The 22,005-nt window shown below is 48.5% G+C and carries 16 protein-coding genes; 4 read left to right on the plus strand and 12 right to left on the minus strand.

Translation table 11 applies throughout. The features are described 5' to 3' along the window. Window positions 1–3 precede the first annotated feature (3 nt). Complete coding sequence (locus tag DFR28_RS09620; RefSeq protein ID WP_113954110.1) at window positions 4–2,316, minus strand: hypothetical protein; 2,313 nt, start codon at window positions 2,314–2,316, stop codon at window positions 4–6. A gap of 281 nt (window positions 2,317–2,597) precedes the next feature. Between DFR28_RS09620 and DFR28_RS09625 the strand changes: the two genes are divergently transcribed. Next, a complete protein-coding gene (locus tag DFR28_RS09625) occupies window positions 2,598–3,203 on the plus strand; it encodes a hypothetical protein (RefSeq protein ID WP_113954111.1) in 606 nt (201 codons plus the stop codon). A 90-nt stretch (window positions 3,204–3,293) separates the two neighbouring features. Here DFR28_RS09625 and DFR28_RS09630 read toward each other — a convergent pair whose 3' ends face one another. Next, the gene (locus tag DFR28_RS09630; RefSeq protein WP_113954112.1) at window positions 3,294–3,884 is read right to left on the minus strand and encodes an outer membrane beta-barrel protein; all 591 of its coding nucleotides are present in this window, start codon (window positions 3,882–3,884) and stop codon (window positions 3,294–3,296) included. Between the two features lie 302 nt (window positions 3,885–4,186). Here DFR28_RS09630 and DFR28_RS09635 point away from each other — a divergent pair, with 302 nt between their 5' ends. The 3 genes from DFR28_RS09635 (at window position 4,187) to DFR28_RS09645 (ending at window position 7,588) form a co-directional block, all read left to right on the plus strand. After that, window positions 4,187–5,518, plus strand: a complete 1,332-nt coding sequence (locus DFR28_RS09635; protein ID WP_113954113.1) for an aminotransferase class V-fold PLP-dependent enzyme — start codon at window positions 4,187–4,189, stop codon at window positions 5,516–5,518. Between the two features lie 345 nt (window positions 5,519–5,863). After that, on the plus strand, window positions 5,864–7,021 hold the full coding sequence (locus DFR28_RS09640; protein ID WP_113954114.1) for an OmpA family protein: 1,158 nt from the start codon (window positions 5,864–5,866) through the stop codon (window positions 7,019–7,021). Window positions 7,022–7,045: 24 nt separating this feature from the next. Then, on the plus strand, window positions 7,046–7,588 hold the full coding sequence (locus tag DFR28_RS09645) for a hypothetical protein (protein WP_113954115.1): 543 nt from the start codon (window positions 7,046–7,048) through the stop codon (window positions 7,586–7,588). Window positions 7,589–7,703: 115 nt separating this feature from the next. Here DFR28_RS09645 and DFR28_RS09650 read toward each other — a convergent pair whose 3' ends face one another. The 10 genes from DFR28_RS09650 to DFR28_RS09695 all read right to left on the minus strand — a co-directional run bounded on the left by DFR28_RS09650 (window position 7,704) and on the right by DFR28_RS09695 (window position 21,827). Beyond that, on the minus strand, window positions 7,704–9,446 hold the full coding sequence (locus DFR28_RS09650) for an alkaline phosphatase D family protein (RefSeq protein WP_170132048.1): 1,743 nt from the start codon (window positions 9,444–9,446) through the stop codon (window positions 7,704–7,706). A 129-nt stretch (window positions 9,447–9,575) separates the two neighbouring features. After that, complete coding sequence (locus DFR28_RS09655; protein ID WP_211316948.1) at window positions 9,576–11,960, minus strand: TonB-dependent receptor domain-containing protein; 2,385 nt, start codon at window positions 11,958–11,960, stop codon at window positions 9,576–9,578. Between the two features lie 306 nt (window positions 11,961–12,266). Further along, on the minus strand, window positions 12,267–13,298 hold the full coding sequence (locus tag DFR28_RS09660; protein WP_113954118.1) for a transporter family protein: 1,032 nt from the start codon (window positions 13,296–13,298) through the stop codon (window positions 12,267–12,269). Window positions 13,299–13,402: 104 nt separating this feature from the next. Beyond that, window positions 13,403–13,777: a hypothetical protein gene (locus tag DFR28_RS09665; protein WP_147250985.1), complete on the minus strand. Its 375-nt coding sequence runs from the start codon at window positions 13,775–13,777 to the stop codon at window positions 13,403–13,405. 170 nt (window positions 13,778–13,947) lie between these two features. Beyond that, window positions 13,948–16,038, minus strand: a complete 2,091-nt coding sequence (locus DFR28_RS09670; RefSeq protein WP_113954120.1) for an alpha/beta hydrolase family protein — start codon at window positions 16,036–16,038, stop codon at window positions 13,948–13,950. Between the two features lie 148 nt (window positions 16,039–16,186). Further along, a complete protein-coding gene (locus DFR28_RS09675) occupies window positions 16,187–16,645 on the minus strand; it encodes an EVE domain-containing protein (protein WP_113954121.1) in 459 nt (152 codons plus the stop codon). Between the two features lie 39 nt (window positions 16,646–16,684). After that, window positions 16,685–17,686 (minus strand): NADPH-dependent aldehyde reductase Ahr, encoded by a 1,002-nt coding sequence (gene ahr / locus DFR28_RS09680; RefSeq protein WP_113954122.1) that lies wholly within the window; start codon window positions 17,684–17,686, stop codon window positions 16,685–16,687. Window positions 17,687–17,822: 136 nt separating this feature from the next. Beyond that, the gene (locus tag DFR28_RS09685) at window positions 17,823–18,386 is read right to left on the minus strand and encodes a Tll0287-like domain-containing protein (protein ID WP_113954560.1); all 564 of its coding nucleotides are present in this window, start codon (window positions 18,384–18,386) and stop codon (window positions 17,823–17,825) included. A gap of 57 nt (window positions 18,387–18,443) precedes the next feature. After that, window positions 18,444–19,877, minus strand: coding sequence for an ammonia-forming cytochrome c nitrite reductase subunit c552 (locus tag DFR28_RS09690; RefSeq protein WP_113954123.1), 1,434 nt, complete (start codon window positions 19,875–19,877; stop codon window positions 18,444–18,446). Window positions 19,878–19,904: 27 nt separating this feature from the next. Then, window positions 19,905–21,827, minus strand: a complete 1,923-nt coding sequence (locus DFR28_RS09695; RefSeq protein ID WP_113954124.1) for an FAD-dependent oxidoreductase — start codon at window positions 21,825–21,827, stop codon at window positions 19,905–19,907. Between the last annotated feature and the right edge of the window lie 178 nt (window positions 21,828–22,005).

Genomic DNA, 22,005 nt, shown 5'->3' on the forward strand with positions numbered 1-22,005 from the left:
GCGCTATTTTTTGGACTTTGCCATTTTGTCTTTAACCGGCTTCTCGGGTTTAGTCGGCGGCTCGGGCTTCTCAGGGTCTGGCTCGGACAGCTTCGCACAACCTGTGCGGCCGAGCAGCAGGTCGTTGATGTCTGGGTTGTCATCATCCAATACCACCAAGTTAGTCGGCACCAGCTCTTCGAAGCAATCGACTAGCACTTCATCTTGTCGGTCTTTATCTAACTCGAGAATCTCTAATAAGTCTCGGTTTTCGGTAACATCGAACTCGTCAAAGCTTTCACCACCTAGGATTTGTTCAGCCACCTGCTGCGAATACCCGGGCCTAACTGGAACAAACACGCGCGCAGCACCAGCGGTTAGAAAATGCTCAAACGTGGCATCCATGCTCGATGCGGAACGAATCTCCAACCAGTTTTCCTTGTCGGCCCAAAAATATGGGTAGAAAATATACGTCATATTCTCCCACTCAAACGCCGTTTCAAACGCTCGAACACGAGTTGAGAAATTATTTAAGGTAGCAGTATCTGCAAAATTGACATCGCCTTCGCTGTCGATCATTGTTGATCCAGCAGGGTCGTCCAAGCGAGCACTTTGCATTAGCATCGACAAACATGCTCGTTTTAATTCTCGACGTTCAGTATCGCGATTTTTCAGACTGTTGACTCGCTGCCTCGGTTCCTCACTATCGAGCTCAAGCCTGTCTAGTTCATTTTGGTAGTCGGCCATTTGCGCTTGATAAGCCTCGAGTATCTCAGAGTAACTTTGATACGCCCATTGCCGCATTGCGCTTTTAGTCGGCTCAAAGTACACGGTTACCGTGGCAGAAATAGCATGGCGCGAAAATGCAGTGGCGGCAATCGGGATTGCCGTTGTCATATTGCCAATTTGCGTAGCATTTAGTTTGCGGATTTTGGAGTCTACCGTTGGCGCCACTGGGTTTTGATTCGCATCGAGGTCTGCCGGCACTTCTAAGCCCGCTACGTAAAAACGCCCGTTTCGCTCTTCAACCGTACGCTGACCATTGTTATCGATGAACTTCTTTTTATTGGAGAGAGAAACGCGAGCTTCGCCAATGTTTATCCAAAAGTTGTAACGCTTCTCATTGTCACCACCATCGTTTTCATCAATATCCGGAAACAACACAGTGAGTTGCGCATGACTCGGTTGATACCCCTCTGGCACTTCGATTAACAGCTCACCACTCTCATCGCCAAGCACCAGTGGCTCGCGACTGCCAGCCTGACTGTCCTCGGGTTTGAGAATAAATGTATTAGACTGTGAGACACCCGATTGCGGCGGTGCGACTACGTCGGTAGCGCTTACCTTGCTCGCCTCAATGGTATATCGCCTAGCCCATTCAGCGATTGACGTTTCGCTCTTCAACACATCTTCCAAGGACAACGAAATAGCTTCCGGTTTGGTAATTCCGGGGCTCTCCACGCGCTTACGAATTAGACTCGCTGCGGGTTGCGGCACAACAAACTCCAACATCATCCGCTGGCCAACCTCCATCACCTCAACTTTAACTTTGCGCATCAACGAACGATATACGCCCGCTATATTCTTAGCCCCAGACGCAGCGTTCTTAAAACTGTGAAGTGACAATTCATCAAGTTCAGTAACAGACTTCACGACCTTAGTTTCTGATCGAGATTCCTGCATTTTGTTCACCGCCTTGGTCACCACCGATTTGGAAAACCGAGAAGCCACGGTTTGGCTTGCTTGAGTAGAAATACCAGCACTGCCTGACGTCATGGCATCCACCTTTGTGGTGCCATAGTCCGCCGACACTTTAACACCAGCTTGGAGAGCCGCTTCTTTCTCAACTTGTTCTGAGGTCTCCCTAGCAAGCTCAGCCGCTTGATGAGTTTGCAAGTCACGAGATTGTGACGTTTCAATCGTTGAGGAAGTAGACTCGATCACTTCTGTTCGGTCAGTGCGGCGATGCGACCGAACCTTCTCTTCACCGCGCAATACGTTTTCAATAAACGCGTATTCCTCTTTCTCATAACCGAGCAGTGTCTCACGCGTAACGTAAGCTTTGCCGACGCCAAAGATTGACACCAAACTCTGTTGGCTCGAACTCGGGTCGGTGGGCGTGGCGATTGGTTCGAGCAAGTCTCGACGCACCTCAGCTTCTACGGTAGCGCCACCTAAAGACATCACCATGGTTACGAAATCGCGAGGTGCAATATTATGCCGGTCACCGATCGCTTCAATTTGATCTTCAACGACGTCGGGTTTATCGCTACCAGGTTTTTTGGGTTTAAGGGTTCGAGCTTCGACCAGCATAAATCGAAATAATTCGTTTGCCATTGATTTTTTCTCCGTGTGGAATGGGTTTGGGAGGTGAGCCCAATCAGTGTTATGCAAACCAATGCTAGTTAAGATACCGCATCTAAACTATCCCCTAAATGAGTGATAATTCAGCCCCCAAAAAAGTAAATCCACAGACTATTCAGACTCAACTTTTTGTAAACCTCATTAGTTATTTTGACGCTGACATCGTAGTATCAGGGTATTCGCTCAGCCACACCGACCGCTGGTCGAAATAGGGATTTTAATCATTTCAATTTATCTACAAGGAGTCGCGCGATATGTCACTGATCAACATTGTTAACAACTCTGAAGACCACCTCCAGCTCGGTATTTACACAACACGACCCACAGAGAATGTAGAGCAATCGGCATGGATTACCCAATCACTGAACAGCCATACATCCGCTTCATTCTCTGCACGACAAAAATTTACTGTGCACGCCAACTACGGCAATAAACTCGCCCCTGACGGCGGTCAGAAAACCAATAGCATGCAGTTTTTGGAGGGCGCGGCGAAATTTCAGGTGGTCAATGCTGGCGCTGAAGGAGAGCAAAACACGAAGCTCAAAATTGAGCAGCTTTTTGAAGACTTGGTGCCCAATAAAGTGTCTCTCCACAACATGTCTAATCAGGGCATATGGGCACATATTGAGCGCGCAGAAGGCGGTTCATTTGCCCCAGTCATGATGTCACCGGGGGCTGTTTTAATAGAAGATGTCAGCGCCATGCCTTTTTATTTAGCTATTATTAAGCACTTAGTCACCAGCAGTGATGAACCCATTGGAGAGCTAATTCATTTACCGGCGACAGCCATAACGTCGGGGCAAACGGCCACCATCACCGGTTCAAATTGGCGCGGCTATACAATCGCGTTGAGCGAGTAACTAAAATAACTGACACAACTGAAACGCCAACAAAAAAGGCTGCCAGTTGGCAGCCTTTCAATTTTTAATACGCAAACTATATACAAGGTATTAGAAGCGAAATTGCACTCCGGCAGCAATAAGCTTGATTTCGTCGAAAGCGTCATAGCGAACTTGTAACGCCAACTTGTCGGTAACGCGAAAATCGACCGATGCGCCTGCGTAGAATTCTGCATCGCCATCGATTTCAACTGCGTCAAATGCGGAAACAACGCCTACTTCACCACGAGCCTCATACACACCAGCACGGCCAGACAATGAGAAACGTTGGCTGAGTGGTACTGTCCCTACACCAGCTAAATACAATGATTCTGCGCTTAGCGTAATGTCGGCGCTTTCCCGTAACACTGACAAGCGTGTTACGTATTCACCTAAGTCCACATAGCCTGCCTCTATCGCCCAAGAATCGTTAAAGTGAAACGCTGCATTAATGCCTAGCGCGCTGTCACTGTCATCGGGGTTAGTACAACGAACGACAAAATATTCTGGACCTTGCTGTCGAACGTCATTACAAATTGTATTGATTTCATCGAATGTCGCTTGCCCAGCCATCAGGCCGATACTAAATTCACCAGCGCGCGCGAATTGTGCTGTCGCGCCGCCAACCGAGATAAGCACGAGTAGTGCAATGATTGCCTTCATGATAATTCCTATATTTAAATACGATTAGTGCCTGCGAACTCAAATTATTTTCCTTAATGGGAAAATTCCGTTTTCCAAGCAGTGGATATGACACCTCGTTGCCAGAAGCGCGATTATGCACACCTAGTGACAAGTTCCAAGTAGCAAAGCTAATCAGCCATCAATATTGATGAGTTAAATTGCAAATGAAACAGCTATCTATTATGTCGAATCAAATTCGCTTGGTTTCAGCCTGGCTTTACCGATTCGGATTATTAGTCTATTGTCAATTATACCGACAATAGTGTTGAAAGGAGAAAGGTATGTTACGACGTGATTTTCTGAGTATTTCGAGCATCGCTCTAGGTGCAGGTTTAACCGCTAACACAACGCGCGCCGCAGAGACTGCATTCACGGCAAAACCCAAGGACGTAGCCATGACTTCGGCGGCTCCAGTCTCCCAAGGCGATTGGAGCGCACTGCGCGATTTGTTTCCGCTAACGCGCAATTACATTCAACTCTCAACTTTTCTATTGGCATCACACCCAAAGCCAGTATCCGACGAAATCGATCGTCATCGGCGTGCGCTTGATGAAAATCCATCGGATTATTGGCATGAACACGGCTTAACGATTGACGCCGATATCTCTAACGCTGCCGCGGACTATATGGGCGGCAATGGCTCACAGATCGCGTTAACCGACAGCACAACTATGGGTTTAGCATTAGTCTACAGCGGCTTACAACTCCAGCCTGGGCAGGAAATATTACAAACCACGCACGACCACTACTCCACTGATTTGTCGTTGGCGCATCGCGCTAAACGCACCGGCGCAAGCGTTCGACAGGTGCCTCTCTATGAAGACCCAGCTACAGTAAGTACTGAATCATTAGTTAAAAATCTACTTAACGGAATTACAGCCAAAACAAGTGTGGTGGCGGTAACCTGGGTTCATTCGTCTACGGGCGTTAAATTACCGATTCGCGCCATGGCTGATGCAATTCAGACGATCAACGCCAAACGCGATGACGCCGACCAAATTCTGTTCTGTGTTGACGGTGTACATGGGTTCGGCATTGAAGACCAAGACATCAGCCAACTCGGTTGTGACTTCTTTATCGCTGGCACGCACAAATGGATTTTCGGCCCGCGCGGCACTGGGGTAATTTGGGGAAATGACCGAGCGTGGAGTCGGTGCGAAGCAGTTATTCCTAGTTTTAGTCGATCTTACGACGTGTGGCTCGGCAACTCTCGCCAAGACCAAGTTCCAATCGGCGAACATATGACACCCGGTGGATTCCACTCATTTGAGCATCGCTGGGCTTTGCCTGCCGCGTTTCAATTGCACCAACAACTGGGCAAAGAAAATGTGCAACAACGGATTCATCAATTAAACACTCACACCAAAGTTGGGCTGGCTAAGATGTCGCACGTTAAGCTCTACACGCCGATGTCCAGTAGCCTCTCTTCTGGCCTAGTATGCTTCGATGTAGCCGGTGTAACGCCCGATGACGTGGTTAAGCGTATGCATAATAAGGGAATTATTATGAGTAGCACACCGTATCGCCAGAGCTACGCTCGCTTTGCGCCGAGCCTACTTAACGATGAGGATGAAATCGATTATGCATTGTCAGAAATTGCCGCAATGTCGTAGCTATACCCTGAGCCCGATGTAAGCGTAGCCGGTACCGGACGAGTCACGGCGCTAGTATCACGGCTAGGCCGAGACTCGCTTCGAATCTAGGAAATATGCGGCATAGACGCCTGTTTACGCGCGCGCCATTGTTAACACTTGATGACATTTGCTGGATAGGCAAGCGCCAGCAAACTTGCCATACTGTATTTGGTTAGTCTTCTCTAACTATCCAAGCAGTACTCGGTGATCACTGTTGACCACCTTATAAGTTAAGGACACGAACACGCCTGTTTTGAGTTTTGTCGCGTTATTCACCGCCCTTTTTTGTTTGTCTATTAACGCTATCGGAGGATTGGAAGAACGATGCGAGAATCTAAATTTTTATGTATAGGTTGGATCCCAATCTTGCTTTGCTCACTGTTGCTGTTAGCGCTCACATTGGCATTTAAGTGGCGCCACATTGAACAGGAAGTCGCCGCTTCTGCACAAGTTAGTTTGGCGGATTCAACTAACAGTTGGGCGACCATTGAAACTTTTAATCAAGGACGTAACGTGCTGTTGAAAGGCGAAGCGCCGAGCGCCGCAGCGGCTGCTCGAGCCGAACAACTAGCCAGCAGTGCCTATGGCGTTCGCAGTGCTAAACACATTGGTAGCGTGGCAGCCATAGCAGAGTTAGGCGATTCAAGCACACAAGCTAGCAATGCTCAGCAAGCTAACGATGCAACGCAAACAGCCAGTAACACAAGCGCTGCGAAAAACAGCAACAATGTGCCGCCGGCGCTGGCAATGACACATGCTCAACTACTTGTTTCATCGAGTGGCGATGCAATAACGTTAAGCGGTGAATTAGCCAACCAAGCGGAAATTGATCAATTAGTCGCTGATGCTACACGTTTATTTGGTGCTGAGAATATTAAAGACAATCTCAGTGTTGGTAGATCCGTCGAGCCGCTGCAGGCAAGCAATTTTTTGTCTGCCTTGAAGTTGCAAGCAGCTAGCGACGCCGAGATTAACCTAGTGATATATGGCAGCGATTTGCGTTTAACGGGTAACGTACCCAGCGATGCTTTACGCAGCGAATTGGAACAATCACTGAGTAGCCAATTCTCGGGCAATATTGACAATCAGCTAACTGTGCCAAAAACAATTGTGACCCGCGATGTTTGCGAAGAGTTGGTAACGCAGCTCCTGGCTAGCAGCAAGGTCAATTTTGAAACGGGCAAGGCAGATATTTCAAGTGATAGCTTTGCGCTACTAACGCGCATCGTGAGCACCGCTAAACGCTGCCCAGACGCCACTTTTGAAGTCGCTGGCCATACAGACAACACCGGCAATGCAAACTACAACATGACGCTGAGTGCACAACGCGCTCAAGCTGTGGTGACGTATTTGCTAAACCAAGGCTTGCCTACCACGCAGTTTAGTGCAAAGGGATACGGTCCGAACCGCCCCATCGCCACTAATTCAACAGATCAGGGGCGAGCACAGAATCGTCGCATCGAATTCAAACTCAATAACTAATAGGTTTGAGTAAGGAGATTAATTATGAAATATTTGTTTTTGGAAATTTGGGTGTTTTTACTTTTAGCGTTTCTACTTGGGATGTTTGTGCAATGGTTTTTCTGTTGCCGCAACAAAAAGTCAGAGTTAACCGTTGAAGAAATCACATCAACCTCTAAAACCACCAGTGCGCCCATCATATCTAGCACCGAGACTTTAGGCGCTGATACATCGGTTCCAGTAGAAGCGACACCAGTAGAAGTGGCTCCGGTTGCCGCCGCACTGTCTGCAGCAGACTTAGCACGCCCCTTCGGATTTGACACGGCGCCGAGCGATGCCGATGACATTAAGCGAATTAAAGGTATTGGCTCAGTTATTGAAAAGACCTTGAACGAGTTGGGAATCTACCAATTCAAGCAAATCGCTGCGTGGAACGACGACAACGTAAGTTGGGTAGAAAGCTCATTAGCATTCCCTGGCAGAATCACGCGTGAGAACTGGATTGAACAAGCAAAAACCTTATCTCAAGGCGGCACCACCGAGTTCGCTAAACGTGTAGACAAGGGCTCGGTTGACTACAAAAGTTAATCACTATTATCGATGATTTGTAGCGCTACATTGACGCTAACACAAAAAGCGGTCTCTCCTAGTTACTCAAAAGGGAGGCCGCTTTTTTGTTGCTCAGTAAAACACAGAATGTCGACTAGGTAGCAAACTGTAGCGCATTGTCATTGCGTTGAATCACACTGCGTTTAATCACTCGGCTGGTATAGTTTGGCTCCAGCACGGTGCTAACCGCAACAAAGCTAGCTTCGGCCTGTTCACGACCAAGGTCTAAACGAACATAGCCCTGGTTAAGATTATCGGTCCAAATCACTTCATCAAGTTGTGACTCGAACAGTCTATCTAGCTTCTCCGCTACCGGCCGACTCCAGCCACTCTCGACAAAATCACCTGGTGATGAAATTCCAGCGGTACCTAACTCAACGCCCATTGCAACGCCACTATCATCGCTGATCTTGTTGATCCAAAAGCTATGACTATCGCCAGTGAGAAACACCAGATCAGTGGCAGACACAGATTGGCAGGCCTCATAAAAACGCTGACGTGCCCACGGATAACCATCCCAAGTGTCAGTATAAAACGGCATATTGTACTTACCTTTCCAAACCAAGGCTTGCGCTGCAAAGCTTTCCATTTGTTCCGGTGGTTCGCCGTCTAAAACACCCATGCTAAGTACGTCGGGAACTAACATTCGGGCAATCGGACTTGCACTGCCAAGCAAGTGCCAAGGCTGCATTGTGCCCTCGGTTGGAGCAAACTCTTGTTGCACCAACGCTTCGGTTTCACTTGAAAGCATCCGCCGCCCCGGCTCGGCGATCACGTCTTGCGTAAAGCGCTCAGCATCGGCCATGGATTGGATCCCTTCAAAATATTTGAGGTAATCAATTTGTTCTGCACGTGCGGTATGACGAGTTTCAAGCGTCACCAGATTTGCGAGATCACCGATCCGATAAGCACGCGAAAATGCCAAGCGTTCATCTAGTGTGTGCGGGTCGCGAATAGGCATCCATTCATAGTACGCGCGCACCGATGCCGAGCGTCTGTCAGCCCACTCACCTTCAGTGTCAGCTTGATGGTTTTGCGCGCCGCCGATCCATGGGTTATTAGCCGTTTCATGGTCGTCCCAACAACACACCATGGGATGCGTAGCGTGCATCGCAAGGCTACCCTGATCTGTTTTGTATTGCGCATGTCGAGCGCGGTAATCTGCCAGACTTACAATTTCATGCGCAGGCTCATGCACTCTGCCGATTTGCTGCGCTGTTTCAGCACCCCAACCGTCAGCCCCGTACTCGTAAATATAGTCTCCAGTATGTAATACCAGATCAACTTTGGAATCGTTAGCAATGGCATCATAGGCATTAAAAAAGCCAAAAGCGTAATTAGAACAAGATGCCAGCGCGATGCCATATTGGTTAAGACTACCGACCGGCAGAGTCTTAGTTCGCCCCACTGGCGATAGCGTATTCGCGAACTTAAAACGGTAATAATAAGCCGTGCCTGATTTAAGGTTTGCGGGAATCGCCTTTACGGTGAAATCCTGTTCCGCATCGGTGGTGACTTGGCCGTGTGACACGAGCTCTTTGAAATCAGGGCTAAGTGACACCTCCCAATCAACCAGTGCCGGCGCATTGGCATTAACATGCGTCCAAATCACGACGCTATCAGCAGCTGGATCGCCGCTGGCAATTCCATACTGAAACATCGACGAGGTAAGTTGCTTGGCTGCCCGCCAATGGTTAGTCAGCGATGACTCAGCTTGCTTCACCGATGCGTCTGTTGAGGCATTGCCACTCGGCTTAGTGCTTGATGGTTTGCAGGCGGCCAGCACGCTACTGGCGATAAGTCCGAGTACGGCACGGCGTTGTAAAAATGATTTCATAAGGTCTCTTCTGTCGGCATTTGGCCACATCGTTTTATTGGCTAGTTTAGCCTGCAATGAGACCAGGGCAAAAAAAAGAACCGACAGCCTCCGTGCCGTCGATTCCCAAGGGCAAAGTGTTTGGCAGCGTTAGAAATCTGCCGAGATCGACAACACAGCAGTTCGCGGGGCACCAATCCAAGCACCGAAACCGGAAATTCCGCCAAGATAGGATTCGTCGAACAAGTTGTTTACCACCACGCTGAAGTCCATTGCGTCGAGCGACTCACTAAACACAGCTCCGGTCACGCCAAAGTAAAAATCGCTAGTCGTGTAAGACTCGGCTACCGAGCTGTTAGCACGATCTATAAAGCGGTCGTCTACGTATTTAATGCTTAACCCAGTGCGGTAAATATCATTATTCCAGTCAGCTGACACCACCAATGAATTTTCAGGCGTGTTCACTACCGTGTTTGCTGGAAAAATACCAAGCGCGGCATCTGCTGCCGCCCCTAAGCCAGTACCGACATACGTCGCATTGATGCGAGTAAACGCCGAGTAGAGTGATAAAGAGTCGCTGATCGAATAGGTTCCAGACACTTCAAAGCCATCGGTCTCAATACCACCAACGTTGTCATAGCGGCCATCGGTGCCAATTGCGTAATTAGGAATATTGCCGGCCGTTTGCGCACCAAAAAACTCTAAGCGATTTTCAAATGTGCTGTTGAAATACGTTACCGTCGCTGACGCTTGGTCACCGACGAAGCGTAAACCCAGTTCGACATTTTCCGAGGTTTCAGGATCAATGTCCGAGGTATCGACTGCGTCCTGCTCCAGCACTAGATCACCCAATGCTTTGTAGTTTTCAGAATAGCTGGCAAACAGCTCTAGTCCGTCTACCGGGGTATCCCAACGCACTCCGCCGGAGAACAGAACATCAGAATCCGAGTTCAAGCTTGTGCGATTACCCGCATCGAAGTTGTCAACGCGTTCAACATCAACAAAGAATTGGCGAATGCCGACGGTGGCGGTTAGCGAACCAATCGAAAGACTGTCTTCGAGATAATAATTGAGCACTTCACGGGGGTACTCACGATCATATTGAACGTAGTATGGCTGTGGATCAAAGTCTGGCCCAACGCTTGTATCAATAATTCGGTGCCAGTCTCGAGATTCATTGCGGGTTTGATCTTCGTACCACACCCCTAGGCGAACTTCGTTGTCATGCCCGCCAAGTTCCATTTGATACGCTAGATCCGCAGTCAAACCGAGCCGATCTTTCTGATAATGAGTATGCCGATAAGACTGTACCGCGATCGCGCCATCTTGATAACAAGCCGGATCATATTCAGGTCCAGCGCCGCCGTATGGAAACGTAATAGACGAAGCACAGCCATCGCGAGCAGTTAACGCATTGCCAGCCGCATCGACGAAATAGAACGCGCCGGTAATCGGCTCACCATAAACTGTATTGCCGCCCAACACTTCGGATTCAGGCCCACCATTGTCATTAGCCACATCAACGATCTGCGGCGGAACCCAATCACCCCGCCCCTCGTTATCATGCATATACACGCCAGCACTTAAGCTAAGGCCACTATCCAGTTCGTGATCTAGCTTAAGATACCCAAAGGTATTTTCGCGCAAGGTTGACCAACCCCGACGATGCACCTGATCAACATAAGGAATGCCGGTCCAGTCGCCCAATAGCCGATCAGAATTTGGATCGGCTTGAAACTCACTTAAGGTAATCCGTTGATAGTTATCCTCTTGAACTTCGTCGTAAGCCAAATAGGCAGTGATAGTCGTTTGGCCCAATTCCGAAATCAGCTTTGCGGCTAAATGATCGCGATCATTCTCGGCGGCATTATTAACCCAGTCTGTGGCCTCCTGATGCGATGCCGAAACAAACAACCTTGTCGATTCTTCGAGCACGGTTCCAGTATCGTAACTTACCGCATAACGTAAGGCGTCGTGATCACCGAAAGAGACCTGTGCGTTGGCGCCAGCAGTGTGACGCGGATCACGGGTCAGGAAATTCAACGTACCGCCAAGGGCTTCGAGAGACCGTGAACCAATATCAGCGGTGCCTTGTGATACGTCAACACCTTGCAAATTAGACGAGTCGACAAAACGATTCGCCTTAGAGCCTCCACCGTAATTGGATTCACCATTCGGGAAACCATCAATGGTTATACCCACCTGCTGATCTGACAAGCTATTTTGAAAACCACGCAGGTTGATTGTGGTCGACCAATCGTCAAAACCAAACGCATCGCCTTCAGTAATATTGACGCCAGGTAAGGTATTAATCGTAGCTAAAACCGAGGTAATTGGATTTTGCTGATGTTGCATACTCTCAGTGGTTGACTGGTTTGCAAATATTTTTTGTTTACTCACAACAATAATTTCTTCCAGTGCGCCCTCTTCGGCATAGCTAACTGACACTGACAAACCACTCATAAGAGTTGTTGCAAGAAGAATTGATTGCGCCAATCGCGTGCGCGTAGCATGCATGGTGACTGATGACTTCATTAAGGTGACCCAAGACAAAATAGTTAAATTCAAGCGCCTTAGTGTCGTGACTCATCATGACAATTTGGTATCAATCACGTTACCAAAATATGAATTTTTTGTGACATGACTGACACATAGTGTTTGATGCGGAGGGTCCATTAGCAAGTCTCGTGGACACTTATTAGTGGAACAAAGTTCAACCGAGTCGCGCGTCTAATTTATGCCGAAAAAATGTGTAGCATGACAATTCCCTGTCATGCATAAGTCGGCCTCGTAAGAGACCGACTTATCAAGCAATTGGGTTAGCCACCCATGCACCTAGTTTTAGAACGCTTTTTGCCAACCTATGGTGTAGGTTGCATCCGTTTCCAATTGTGGGCCGTCTAGGTCTTGATCAATTGGCCTAGCATATTCAAACGCCAAGCGGTGACCATTGCTAAACGCATAGTTCAAACCTAACGACAGATCTAGGCGAGTACCTGCCTGCAAATCTGTGTTGGCGGTTTGCACCATCATCGGGTTTAGTTGGTCGTTGCTGCCACTAATGTTGTCCCAATCCAGCAGATTTAATCGAGCCGAGACACTTAGCTGGTCACTCAAATCGCGCGCAACCCAAGACGTCAAACCAAGGCGATCACCCAGCGTATAGCCTTCATCGTTTTCATCGAGGCGGATAGTGGCAGTGACTTGCGCGCCCATGCTAGTGCGCTGACCGATACGAGCAACATAGGTGATGCCAGGCAATAAGTCATATGTGCCAGAACCAAGTTGCATTGGGTACGGTAACAAGGCATCGAGCTGAGCTGGCGTATCATCTCGTTCAGTGGTCGAGCCGGTCGGCAGACTGACGCCAACGTTCAGATGCAGTTTATGCGCGCCACGATCTAATATACCAATCAATGCCCCTAGTTTTACGTCACCAACACCAGAAGACTCAGTGCGAAATGTATTCCCATTTCGCATCACGTGGTCCATGTCACTTTCAACAAAACTACCCATGGCACTCAGCGTAACTCGATCACTAACGCCGTACATCATGCCGACCATATGCATGGTCATTGGCATCCGCGTCGGCGCCACCATAAATTGGCCTGGGGCCATCATGCTACCAACAATATCACTGGTCGACACACGCTCATCGCCCACTCGATTGCCTTCCATATCCATACGCATCGCACGATACGAGAACATAATTTCGCCTTGGGAGTGGCGATGATCACCCATAACGCCGATAGGCGCGTGACCCGATGCTAGATTCGCACCATGATTAACATTGTTATCGGCCCATACCGATACAGAAGCTGAAGCAGCAATAAACGCCGAGCAAACGCTGGCAATTCGTAAAGAGTTTTTCATCTAACAATCCTGAGCAAACATTGCTCATTAGTTGTGCTCTAGCTAAAACGCCAGACACAATAAAAGAAGCAGCGGCGACGTGCCCTGCAGGTAAAGTTGGGTTGTTAAAGACGAAAAGGTGGGGAACGAGCACTCGCCTCACTGGGCAATAAAAATGTCTTGGCATCATTCGTCGCTAGTGACGGACGATCTACCCTAAAATAGTTAAAGTCATCACTGACTAAATCAAGCACTACATAAGGCGTGTCATCATTAGACAGAACGCAATAAATACAATGCTGACTGCTGTCCTCGCTAGACGGCACCTGAGCCGATTCCAACTCAACCCATTGGTAGCCTTGTGAGGTGCAGAGCAGTACTCGAGTCGGTGTTTCGCTCAGCGACTCATTTGCCGCAACCAAGCTAGGCAGCAACAAATTACCAATCAAACAGATTAGCAGCCAATAATGCGTAATAGTTAACTTGGTAGGCCGGTGCATGGCACAATCGTAGTGCGAACCTAGCACGACATCAAGCCAAAATTAAGAGAGTCTTCGGTATTAATTTGTAGCAGCAAACGAACGACATAACTTAAAATTATCGTGGTTCGCCTACTGCTACGATCGCCGGTCTTACCCCGAACGATTTACTCTTTATTGCTTACTTCTTGTTACTTACTTGTTGTTACTTGCTCGCTTGAGCCAGCGTCTTCAGGCTTGAGATCGTATTTGGCAAACCATGCCATTATGTTATCGACCTTCGCAATTAATTGACTAGGGCGAGCCGCAATCAAATGTGATGCACCGGGCACGCGGACCAATGCGGTGTCGACTTTTTGAACTTTCAACGCCGTGTAAAACTGTTCGGCTTCCCATGCTGGGGTTCGCCAATCAGCTTCGCCCACCATCACCAAAGTCGGCGTCTTAACGTTGCCGACCAATGACAGTGGTGACAAGCGCCAATATAATTCGGGATCTTCCCAAGGCTGGGCGCGTAACCAATGCCGGCTAACAAAGCGTGCAATATCAGCCGACAAAGCCATCGATGTCCAATTGATTACCGGCTTAACGGTGGCGGCCGCCGCAAAGCGTTGAGTTTTACCAACGGCCCAAGCGGTCAAGACACCACCACCGGAACCACCAGTGATAAACAGCCGTTTATCGCTAACGTATTGCTTGCTGATCAATTCATCAACCACGCTCATTAAATCGTCATGGTCATTACCTGGGTAGGCTAAATCAATCAGTTGAGCAAACTCTTCACCGTAGCCGGTTGAACCACGCGGATTAACGTAAACAGTGACGTAGCCTTGTGCCGCATAACGTTGGATTTCAGCGCCAAAAAATGGCCCGTACATCGCAAATGGCCCACCATGAATCTCCAGAATCATCGGGTAAGTGCCGTCAGCTTTGAACCCTGGCGGCAGAGCGACCCAAGCTTCGATATCGCGCTGATCATGTCGTGACTTAACGGAGATCTCCTCAATTTTTGCCATATCAAGATAGTCCAAGACATCGCTATTGAGGTCGGTCATGGTCTTACTTTGTTTCGCCCCAGTGGTCATCGCAACTTCAGCCGGGCGCTCAGTACTGGCTTTGGTATACGCAATTTTGGGTTGCGACCCACCATTCGACGCAACCGAAAAGCTACCTGAACCATACGGCCGGCCAAACGATGTGCCGCCGACGTCAGTGGCTAGAGTCGACCGATTGCCCGCAAGGTCAATCGAGATTAGATGAATTTCGCCATCCACACCGACTTGCGCGAGTATGCCCTTACCATCTGGCCGCCACGCGATCGAACTAATCGAACGATCAAAGTCTTGCGTTAAATTCTTAGGTTCTGAACCATCCGCCGGCATCACATACAGGTCAGTTTGTTGATACGCTTTGAGTTTGTCGTCATACCCCAAATAAGCGATGCTCCGACCATTCGGCGACACCGCGGGACTCCGGTCTGGACCGTCCCGTTGGGTTAATGCCGTGAGTGCCAAAGTACCTAAATCGATTTGATAAATTTCGCTCTCAATCGGATCCAACTCAGCATCTTCTACTTCGTTGCCCGCCACCACCACTTGGTCATTCCCCAGCCATTGAACACCTGATAAGCCATTATCACTAGTGGTGATACGACGTGGCGTTCCTCCTTGAGCACTGACCGTAAACACTTCACTGTGCCCCTTTTTTAGATAACCTGCCCCGTCAAACCGAAAGGTCAGGTCATCGATCACCTTAACCGGCTCGGCCCATTCAGCCTGCTCCGGTGCTTTCGGCGCTGTGGCTAATGCTAGACCTTGCGATGGTACAAACATCGTAAATGCGATTGATTTTGCATCGGGCGACCACACCGGTCGGCTTGGCGAATGCTCTAATTGCGCTACAGAGAAACTCTCACCGGTATCCATGAAGCGTACCCGCAAATCAGGTTTGCCGTCGGTGCTCGTCACATACAATAAACGATCTCCGTTAGGTGACCAGCGCGCCGAGGAACTTGAGCCTTGACCGCTGATTAATGGTCGCTGCGTGCCGTTCTTGGTATCAATGATCCATAGATCACTGACAACTCGATCCTTGAGCTTACTCATTGATTTGCGCGCATAGACAATGAAGCGCCCATCCGGTGATATCTGAGGGTCGTCAGCATACTCAAGGTCAAACACGCGCTCAGACGTGAATAAACGTGACGTATCTGCCTCTTCCGCCAAAACAGAATCGATATTAACTAGGGTTAGGAGACTTAAAGTGAGTAAAATCGATCTCATGACCAGCCGTATAATTTGATTGATAGGAACGCAAAATATATCACGCCTAACGGCCATTCGGCTTCACCTCACTCAGGAAACCCTAATTAGCTGTGCAGAGTTATGCTTCGAAGTAAGTCATTAGCCGAGCATTGTTCAATAAACTAAATCAAGCTCGCATTGCCAAAACCGCCTGCCATTCTATTGGCGTGACGGGCTGAATAGAAAGGCGACTTTGATTGACTAGCGCCATGTTCACAAGCGCTGGGTTTCGCTTAATGTCCTTGAGCAAAATCAGATCGTCGAACTTTTCTTTGAACGCAACGTCGACACTAAACCAACGCGGCGAATCAAGGCTGGCTTTAACATCGTAATATCGACTGGTTTCATCGAACTGAGCGGGATCAGGATACCCCGCTCTAACCACGGTCATAATGCCGGCAATACCGACCTGCTTACAACTGCTGTGGTAGAAGAACACTTGATCACCGCTAGCAACCTGGTCGCGCAGGATATTGCGAGCTTGGTAATTTCGGATGCCGTCCCATATTTCCCAACCTCGCGCTTCATTTTTCAGGTCATCAATGCTGTATTCGTCGGGCTCGGATTTAAACAACCAATAGTTCATATCTTAATCACCCGACAAATACGCTGCTGGTATTCGCTGCTATCGCTCGAGCACCACACGATAACGAGCCTTGCCACTACGTAGTCGTTCGACTGCAGCATTTACATCATCGAACTTATAAGTCTCGATAATCGGCTTAATATTGTGTAGGTTTGCGAATTCAAGCATTTGCTTAATTGTAGCTGGGCTGCCAATTGTCGATGCTGACACACTTAATTGCTTACCCATCATATTAAATACACCGATGTCTAGCGGATCCAGCGCAGCACCAACAAAGTGCAAGCGACCGCGAGGTGCTAATGTACCTAAATAACTATTCCAATCGAGTTTTACGTTCACGGTGGAAATAATCATGTCAAACGAACCCGATGCCTGCTTGAGTTGCTCTGCGTCCCGCGAGTTAAGCACATGATGCGCGCCCATTGACAGCAACTCATCGCGTTTGTCTTCGCTAGACGTAAACGCCGTGACATCACAGCCCCAGGCATTTAGGAACTGCAATGCCATGTGTCCGAGCCCGCCGATACCAATAACCGCTACGCGATCAGTAGGCTTTACATCAAATTGAACCAAAGGGTTGAATACGGTGATGCCTCCACAAAATAATGGCCCAGCCGACTGCGCATCCATCCCCTCAGGGAGTTTAATCACACTATTACCCGCCGCTCGAACTCTGTCAGCAAAACCGCCATGACGCCCCATAATAGTCGGCTGACTTTGCGAACATAAATTATGATCGCCGGTGTCACACATGTCACAATGGTCGCAAGAGCCTGCATGCCAGCCTAGCCCTACGCGATCGCCAATCGCCAAGCCGTTAACCTGATCACCAATAGCGGCAATCTTGCCAACCACTTCATGACCCGGCACCATTGGGTAGTTAGTTCTGCCCCACTCACTATCGAGCACACTAAGATCACTGTGGCAGATGCCACAATACTCTACGTCTATCTCAACATCATGAGCGTTCAAATCACCTGGGTCATACTCAAATGGAGTTAACTCGCCTTTAGGTTCGCGTGCGGCATAAGCATTTATCATAGTGTGGCATTCAGAGTCTGTTAGTATTTTCGCAAGGCTATCATGTGTGACATGGGGGCTCCGTCATGAAAGCCCCAGATGCTGGTTATTTTTACACAAAACTAGGCACTGCGGAATCCGTGCAATCAAGCAGCGACTAATCAAGCTTGATGCGCAGCACTACGCCACCCATAACATCGCCGACCTTGAAGTCATCACGCGGGCTGTCTTGATGGTCGTTATGACACTGTACACAAGCTTCAGACACAGCAATATCCTGATACACCGCGGTAAAATAATTGACGCCGCCCAAGGTTTCTTCCGAGTAAAAACGCTTTGTAGGATTAGCCATAATGTACTCCATACCCGCTTTCTCGACTTCGGTTACCGCTTCATTCTGCTTATTGATTGGCCAAGTACTCATCAATGCATAAGTAACACCCAGGTCTTTTTCAGCGACTTCTTCAGCTCCCATGCGTAACATTTGAGCGGGCAATGGCAGCGCTTGTTCATCCTCCCAGTGCTCATCAGCGGTAATAACTTCCTCTTCGTTTTGCAAGCGATTTACCACGTGCTTGGTGTAGATCGCTCGATCAGATTCAATCACAGCAAAAATTGCATCGGCCATGCGTTGTGGTGAAATCTCGGCGTGCACATTGAGGCTATAAGAAATCGCTGCAAGCGTGGTGACGGCGGCTAGTTTGGTAGTGAATGTAGTCATAATGTAGGTCATCTCCTGGTGTGGTCTAAAAAATCTAGCGGTTGCGTATACTCAAAATTAGTCAGCGGAAGGCTTTTTCTTGCCCGCCCGTTTAGCCGCTTGTCGCGCTTTCACAAGATCGAAGCTTTGATGCCTTGGCTCAAAATCACGCGTAAAGTTACTGTTAATCAAGTTGCGATCTGCCAACGCGGCAATTGAAAATTCAAGACCATGACACTGTTGACAAACAGGTCTAATCATCTTGCTATTGGGTTCTAAGGTTAGGCTTTGATTGTGTTCTACGTGCACTCGCTTACCCTTTTTGATGCGAGGCATATGACACGTCGCACAACTGACACCTGACCCCGCAGCGCCCTGCCCCGATTGCTCGGCAAGCCACGCTTGGTAATGCTTAGATTTATCGAAATTATTACTGTGCTCGTCATTGTGGCAAGTAAGGCACGATGTAACAGCAGCCTCAACCAAATCAGGCTTATGTGGGTCATGGCAACTGCTACAGTTTAGCTCTCGATGTGACGCATTTTTCTGCATCGGTAACCGCGCTTGCGCCACCTGCATGGCCGGCAGATCAATCGCTTGACGCATTCCATGCAGACCCGATTTGAACCCTAGTGTTTGTTTTTCATGGCAGCTTTTGCACGTTGCTAACCCATTTAAATTGCCAGTATGAGCCAATTCAGTATGAGTAACTAACGGAGCCTCATTTTTGGTGCGGCTGGTATCTGTCTCCGCATGGCAATCTGAACAGTTCACCTGTGCCGTGGCATGAGCGCTCGTAGCCCACTGCTGCACCACCTTAGCGCTTGAATCAGGAGCTTGAATTGCGGTACCTAGCAAACCCTTAATCGTGTGGCCATCATTTTGATGTTGCGCAAGTGGTTGTGAATCACTATTTGATTTTAGCCACAATGAAATCGCATTGGGTATTCTGACTTTTGCATCGTTCAGTAAGCTAGGTTGGCCGACATGTTTGGCTAAATACTGTTCATACAAAGCCTTGTTATCGTGATAGTTATGACATCCTGAATTGCTGCAGCTATCAAATGCAAACTCACTGTGACTAGGTCGCTCCTCGGCGATGTCTCGATGACAATAGAAACAAAAATCTTCCGGCAACGTTAAACCGAAATCTCCGGTGACTTCGGGCGAATGTTCGATATGACAAGTCACACATTGCGTGGCATCTAGATTTGCCAGCAGATCAGCATTGCGTGGATCGGTGAACTTCTTTTTAGGATGTGTGTCTCTAGCCTTATCCAGCGCGTCACCATGGCAAGCAACACAAGCATTCTGCATTGGCTCGCTGCCGGTAAATGCCTTCACGTGGCACGTTGAACACGCCATTTCAATCTGATGATGACCGTGTGTCGTTTCACCCGGAACAAACAACTGACGATCTCCAAGCAGTAAGTTATAGGCAAGAATGCCACCTAACAAGACGGTGACGAGGACACCATAGTGTATAAATCCGACACTCTTAAAAATTCGCATGTTAGCTGTTGTTAGTCTCGACGTTGTTCAGGAAAAATAATATGACGACACAATATGAAAACTCAGTAGCGCGGGTAATAACCACAGCAATCCATAATGCACACGCGACCACCAAGCTCGGTATTGGGTTAATTTAAGGTCTGTCCAATGATGATTCCTGGACATAAAAACGCCGACCAGCGAGCCGGTTAAAGTGGCTAGTAGAAACACCACCATCAAGACAAAGCTCAGGTTTTCTCCCAACCTAAACCCAGTGTGTACGATCAATGCAACAAGTGCGACAAGGCCCAGTATGGTGTGTGCAAAACGCCAATTATCTAGATTTCCCAAGGTTAGTATTTTCCAACGCTTGCGCAATGATAAAGCACCACTTAGGGCAATCAGTGCCAGTAAAATATAGCCAGTGGTTTGTTTATAGATGCTGCCGTACCAGATCTTCTCAAACTGAAACGCAAATTGAACTGACCGTTCAAATGGTAACTTCGGTGCAAAGAAGGTAATCGCAATCACCAACACCGAGAACACCGATGCCCAGAAAATCGCTCGATAGTGACGCATTATCAAATTGGGCCGTGGCTCTTTTAGCATGGCACTCAACAGCGGCTGACACGAGCCACAAGTTATCCCCGCCTCAAGTTCTTGACCGAGCGCCGGTAACGTCCTAAATCCTTTTTTCATGCACTCAGACACTTCACCGCGAGTAACATTTTTGCACAAGCACACAATGTACTCTTCGGGCTGTTCGAGAATCGAAAGTTGTTCGTCGTTCCAAAGCTTGCCACGTTCTAAGAATAATCGAGTTGCGCTACGCGATAGCTTTTTGCGTTTGGCTATACAGCTCGCGACACGTCCCGCTTCATCCCATTCTCCAATAATGACTGCACCAACAAGACATCGCCCATCCAATACCAGTTTACGATAAACGTTTTTCAAGGTGTTCTTGTAGACTAAAACTTGACGATTTTGCTCGTTTGTATCGCCAAGCAAATGGCTTGAAAAATCTCTGAACTTGAATTGCAACTCACCTTTACGACCGGAATAAGTGGTCGGAGCTGCGACAATGTGATTGACGCAAACCTCTGCTTGCTCATAGCCGGGGCTAATAAGTCCATGTGTTACGCCGTTATGTTCGGCGCACTCGCCAACCGCATAAACACCATCACAATTAGTACGCATAAAATCATCAACTAAAATACCCCGAGCCACATCGATGCCCGCGTCGCTAGCAAGTTGTTTGAACGGTGAGACACCGGTACACATAATCACCGTATCAATAGCAAGTTCACGCCCATCAGTAAGCAACACGCCGTTAACCCGACCGTTACCATGAATGCGTTGCACTGCCGCGTCATCTATAATTTCAACGCCGTTCGAGCGGATATAATCGGCCAAGACCCCCTTTGCATTAGCATCCAGATCCCGAGCAAACAGACTGTTCCTAACTTGCAAGAACACTCTATTCTTTAGTGTCTTCATGGCTAACGCCGTCTCAATGCCCAATGGACCTGAGCCGATAACAAACACGTTTTGACTGTCCTCGCGACGCTTTAAGAGCGCCTGCGCATCGCTTAACGACCGAAAACAGTAGACCCCAGATTTGTCGTTTCCGGCGATTGATGGCGGTGTCACTAACGACCCTGTAGCAATAATCAGCTTATCGTAGCCGTGCTCGTGACCGTATTGGTCAAGCACTATTTTAGCATCCGTATCGACATGTTCAATTCGACAGCAATCAAACTCGAACAAGCGATCACTCTGGGCTGGCAAATGATTATCCAGTTCGGCTAGTCCAACGTCTCCGGCCAGATAGTAAGAGAGCTGCGCTCGGTTGTAGGGCGCAGCGGGTTCACCATTAAATATCTTAACGATGAGTTCATCACTTTTCTTAAGCAGCTGATTCGCCGCCTTAACGCCGGTCGGGCCAGCGCCAATAATCACGATAGTATTCAACGTCTTATGTTCTGTGGTGTAGGGTTTATTTTGCCAAGGTCAACGCTTTTGTAGGGTTGCGTTGAATGACAGCTCAAACCAGGCCACTACCGGCGGCAACCCATAAAATTACGGGGCGCACACTAGGGCGTTACTGACCTCTGCCTAGGTTAGATTAGGTAGTATCTGATTCGCAAAG

The sequence above is a fragment of the Arenicella xantha genome (genome assembly GCF_003315245.1).
Taxonomy (GTDB): Bacteria; Pseudomonadota; Gammaproteobacteria; order Arenicellales; family Arenicellaceae; genus Arenicella; species Arenicella xantha.

Coding starts and splice junctions, on each gene's coding strand:
- DFR28_RS09620 (WP_113954110.1), bottom strand. CDS start 2,316: ATGGCAAACGAATTATTTCGATTTATGCTGGTCGAAGCTCGAACCCTT.
- DFR28_RS09625 (WP_113954111.1), top strand. CDS start 2,598: ATGTCACTGATCAACATTGTTAACAACTCTGAAGACCACCTCCAGCTC.
- DFR28_RS09630 (WP_113954112.1), bottom strand. CDS start 3,884: ATGAAGGCAATCATTGCACTACTCGTGCTTATCTCGGTTGGCGGCGCG.
- DFR28_RS09635 (WP_113954113.1), top strand. CDS start 4,187: ATGTTACGACGTGATTTTCTGAGTATTTCGAGCATCGCTCTAGGTGCA.
- DFR28_RS09640 (WP_113954114.1), top strand. CDS start 5,864: ATGCGAGAATCTAAATTTTTATGTATAGGTTGGATCCCAATCTTGCTT.
- DFR28_RS09645 (WP_113954115.1), top strand. CDS start 7,046: ATGAAATATTTGTTTTTGGAAATTTGGGTGTTTTTACTTTTAGCGTTT.
- DFR28_RS09650 (WP_170132048.1), bottom strand. CDS start 9,446: ATGAAATCATTTTTACAACGCCGTGCCGTACTCGGACTTATCGCCAGT.
- DFR28_RS09655 (WP_211316948.1), bottom strand. CDS start 11,960: ATGAAGTCATCAGTCACCATGCATGCTACGCGCACGCGATTGGCGCAA.
- DFR28_RS09660 (WP_113954118.1), bottom strand. CDS start 13,298: ATGAAAAACTCTTTACGAATTGCCAGCGTTTGCTCGGCGTTTATTGCT.
- DFR28_RS09665 (WP_147250985.1), bottom strand. CDS start 13,777: ATGCACCGGCCTACCAAGTTAACTATTACGCATTATTGGCTGCTAATC.
- DFR28_RS09670 (WP_113954120.1), bottom strand. CDS start 16,038: ATGAGATCGATTTTACTCACTTTAAGTCTCCTAACCCTAGTTAATATC.
- DFR28_RS09675 (WP_113954121.1), bottom strand. CDS start 16,645: ATGAACTATTGGTTGTTTAAATCCGAGCCCGACGAATACAGCATTGAT.
- ahr (WP_113954122.1), bottom strand. CDS start 17,686: ATGATAAATGCTTATGCCGCACGCGAACCTAAAGGCGAGTTAACTCCA.
- DFR28_RS09685 (WP_113954560.1), bottom strand. CDS start 18,386: ATGACTACATTCACTACCAAACTAGCCGCCGTCACCACGCTTGCAGCG.
- DFR28_RS09690 (WP_113954123.1), bottom strand. CDS start 19,877: ATGCGAATTTTTAAGAGTGTCGGATTTATACACTATGGTGTCCTCGTC.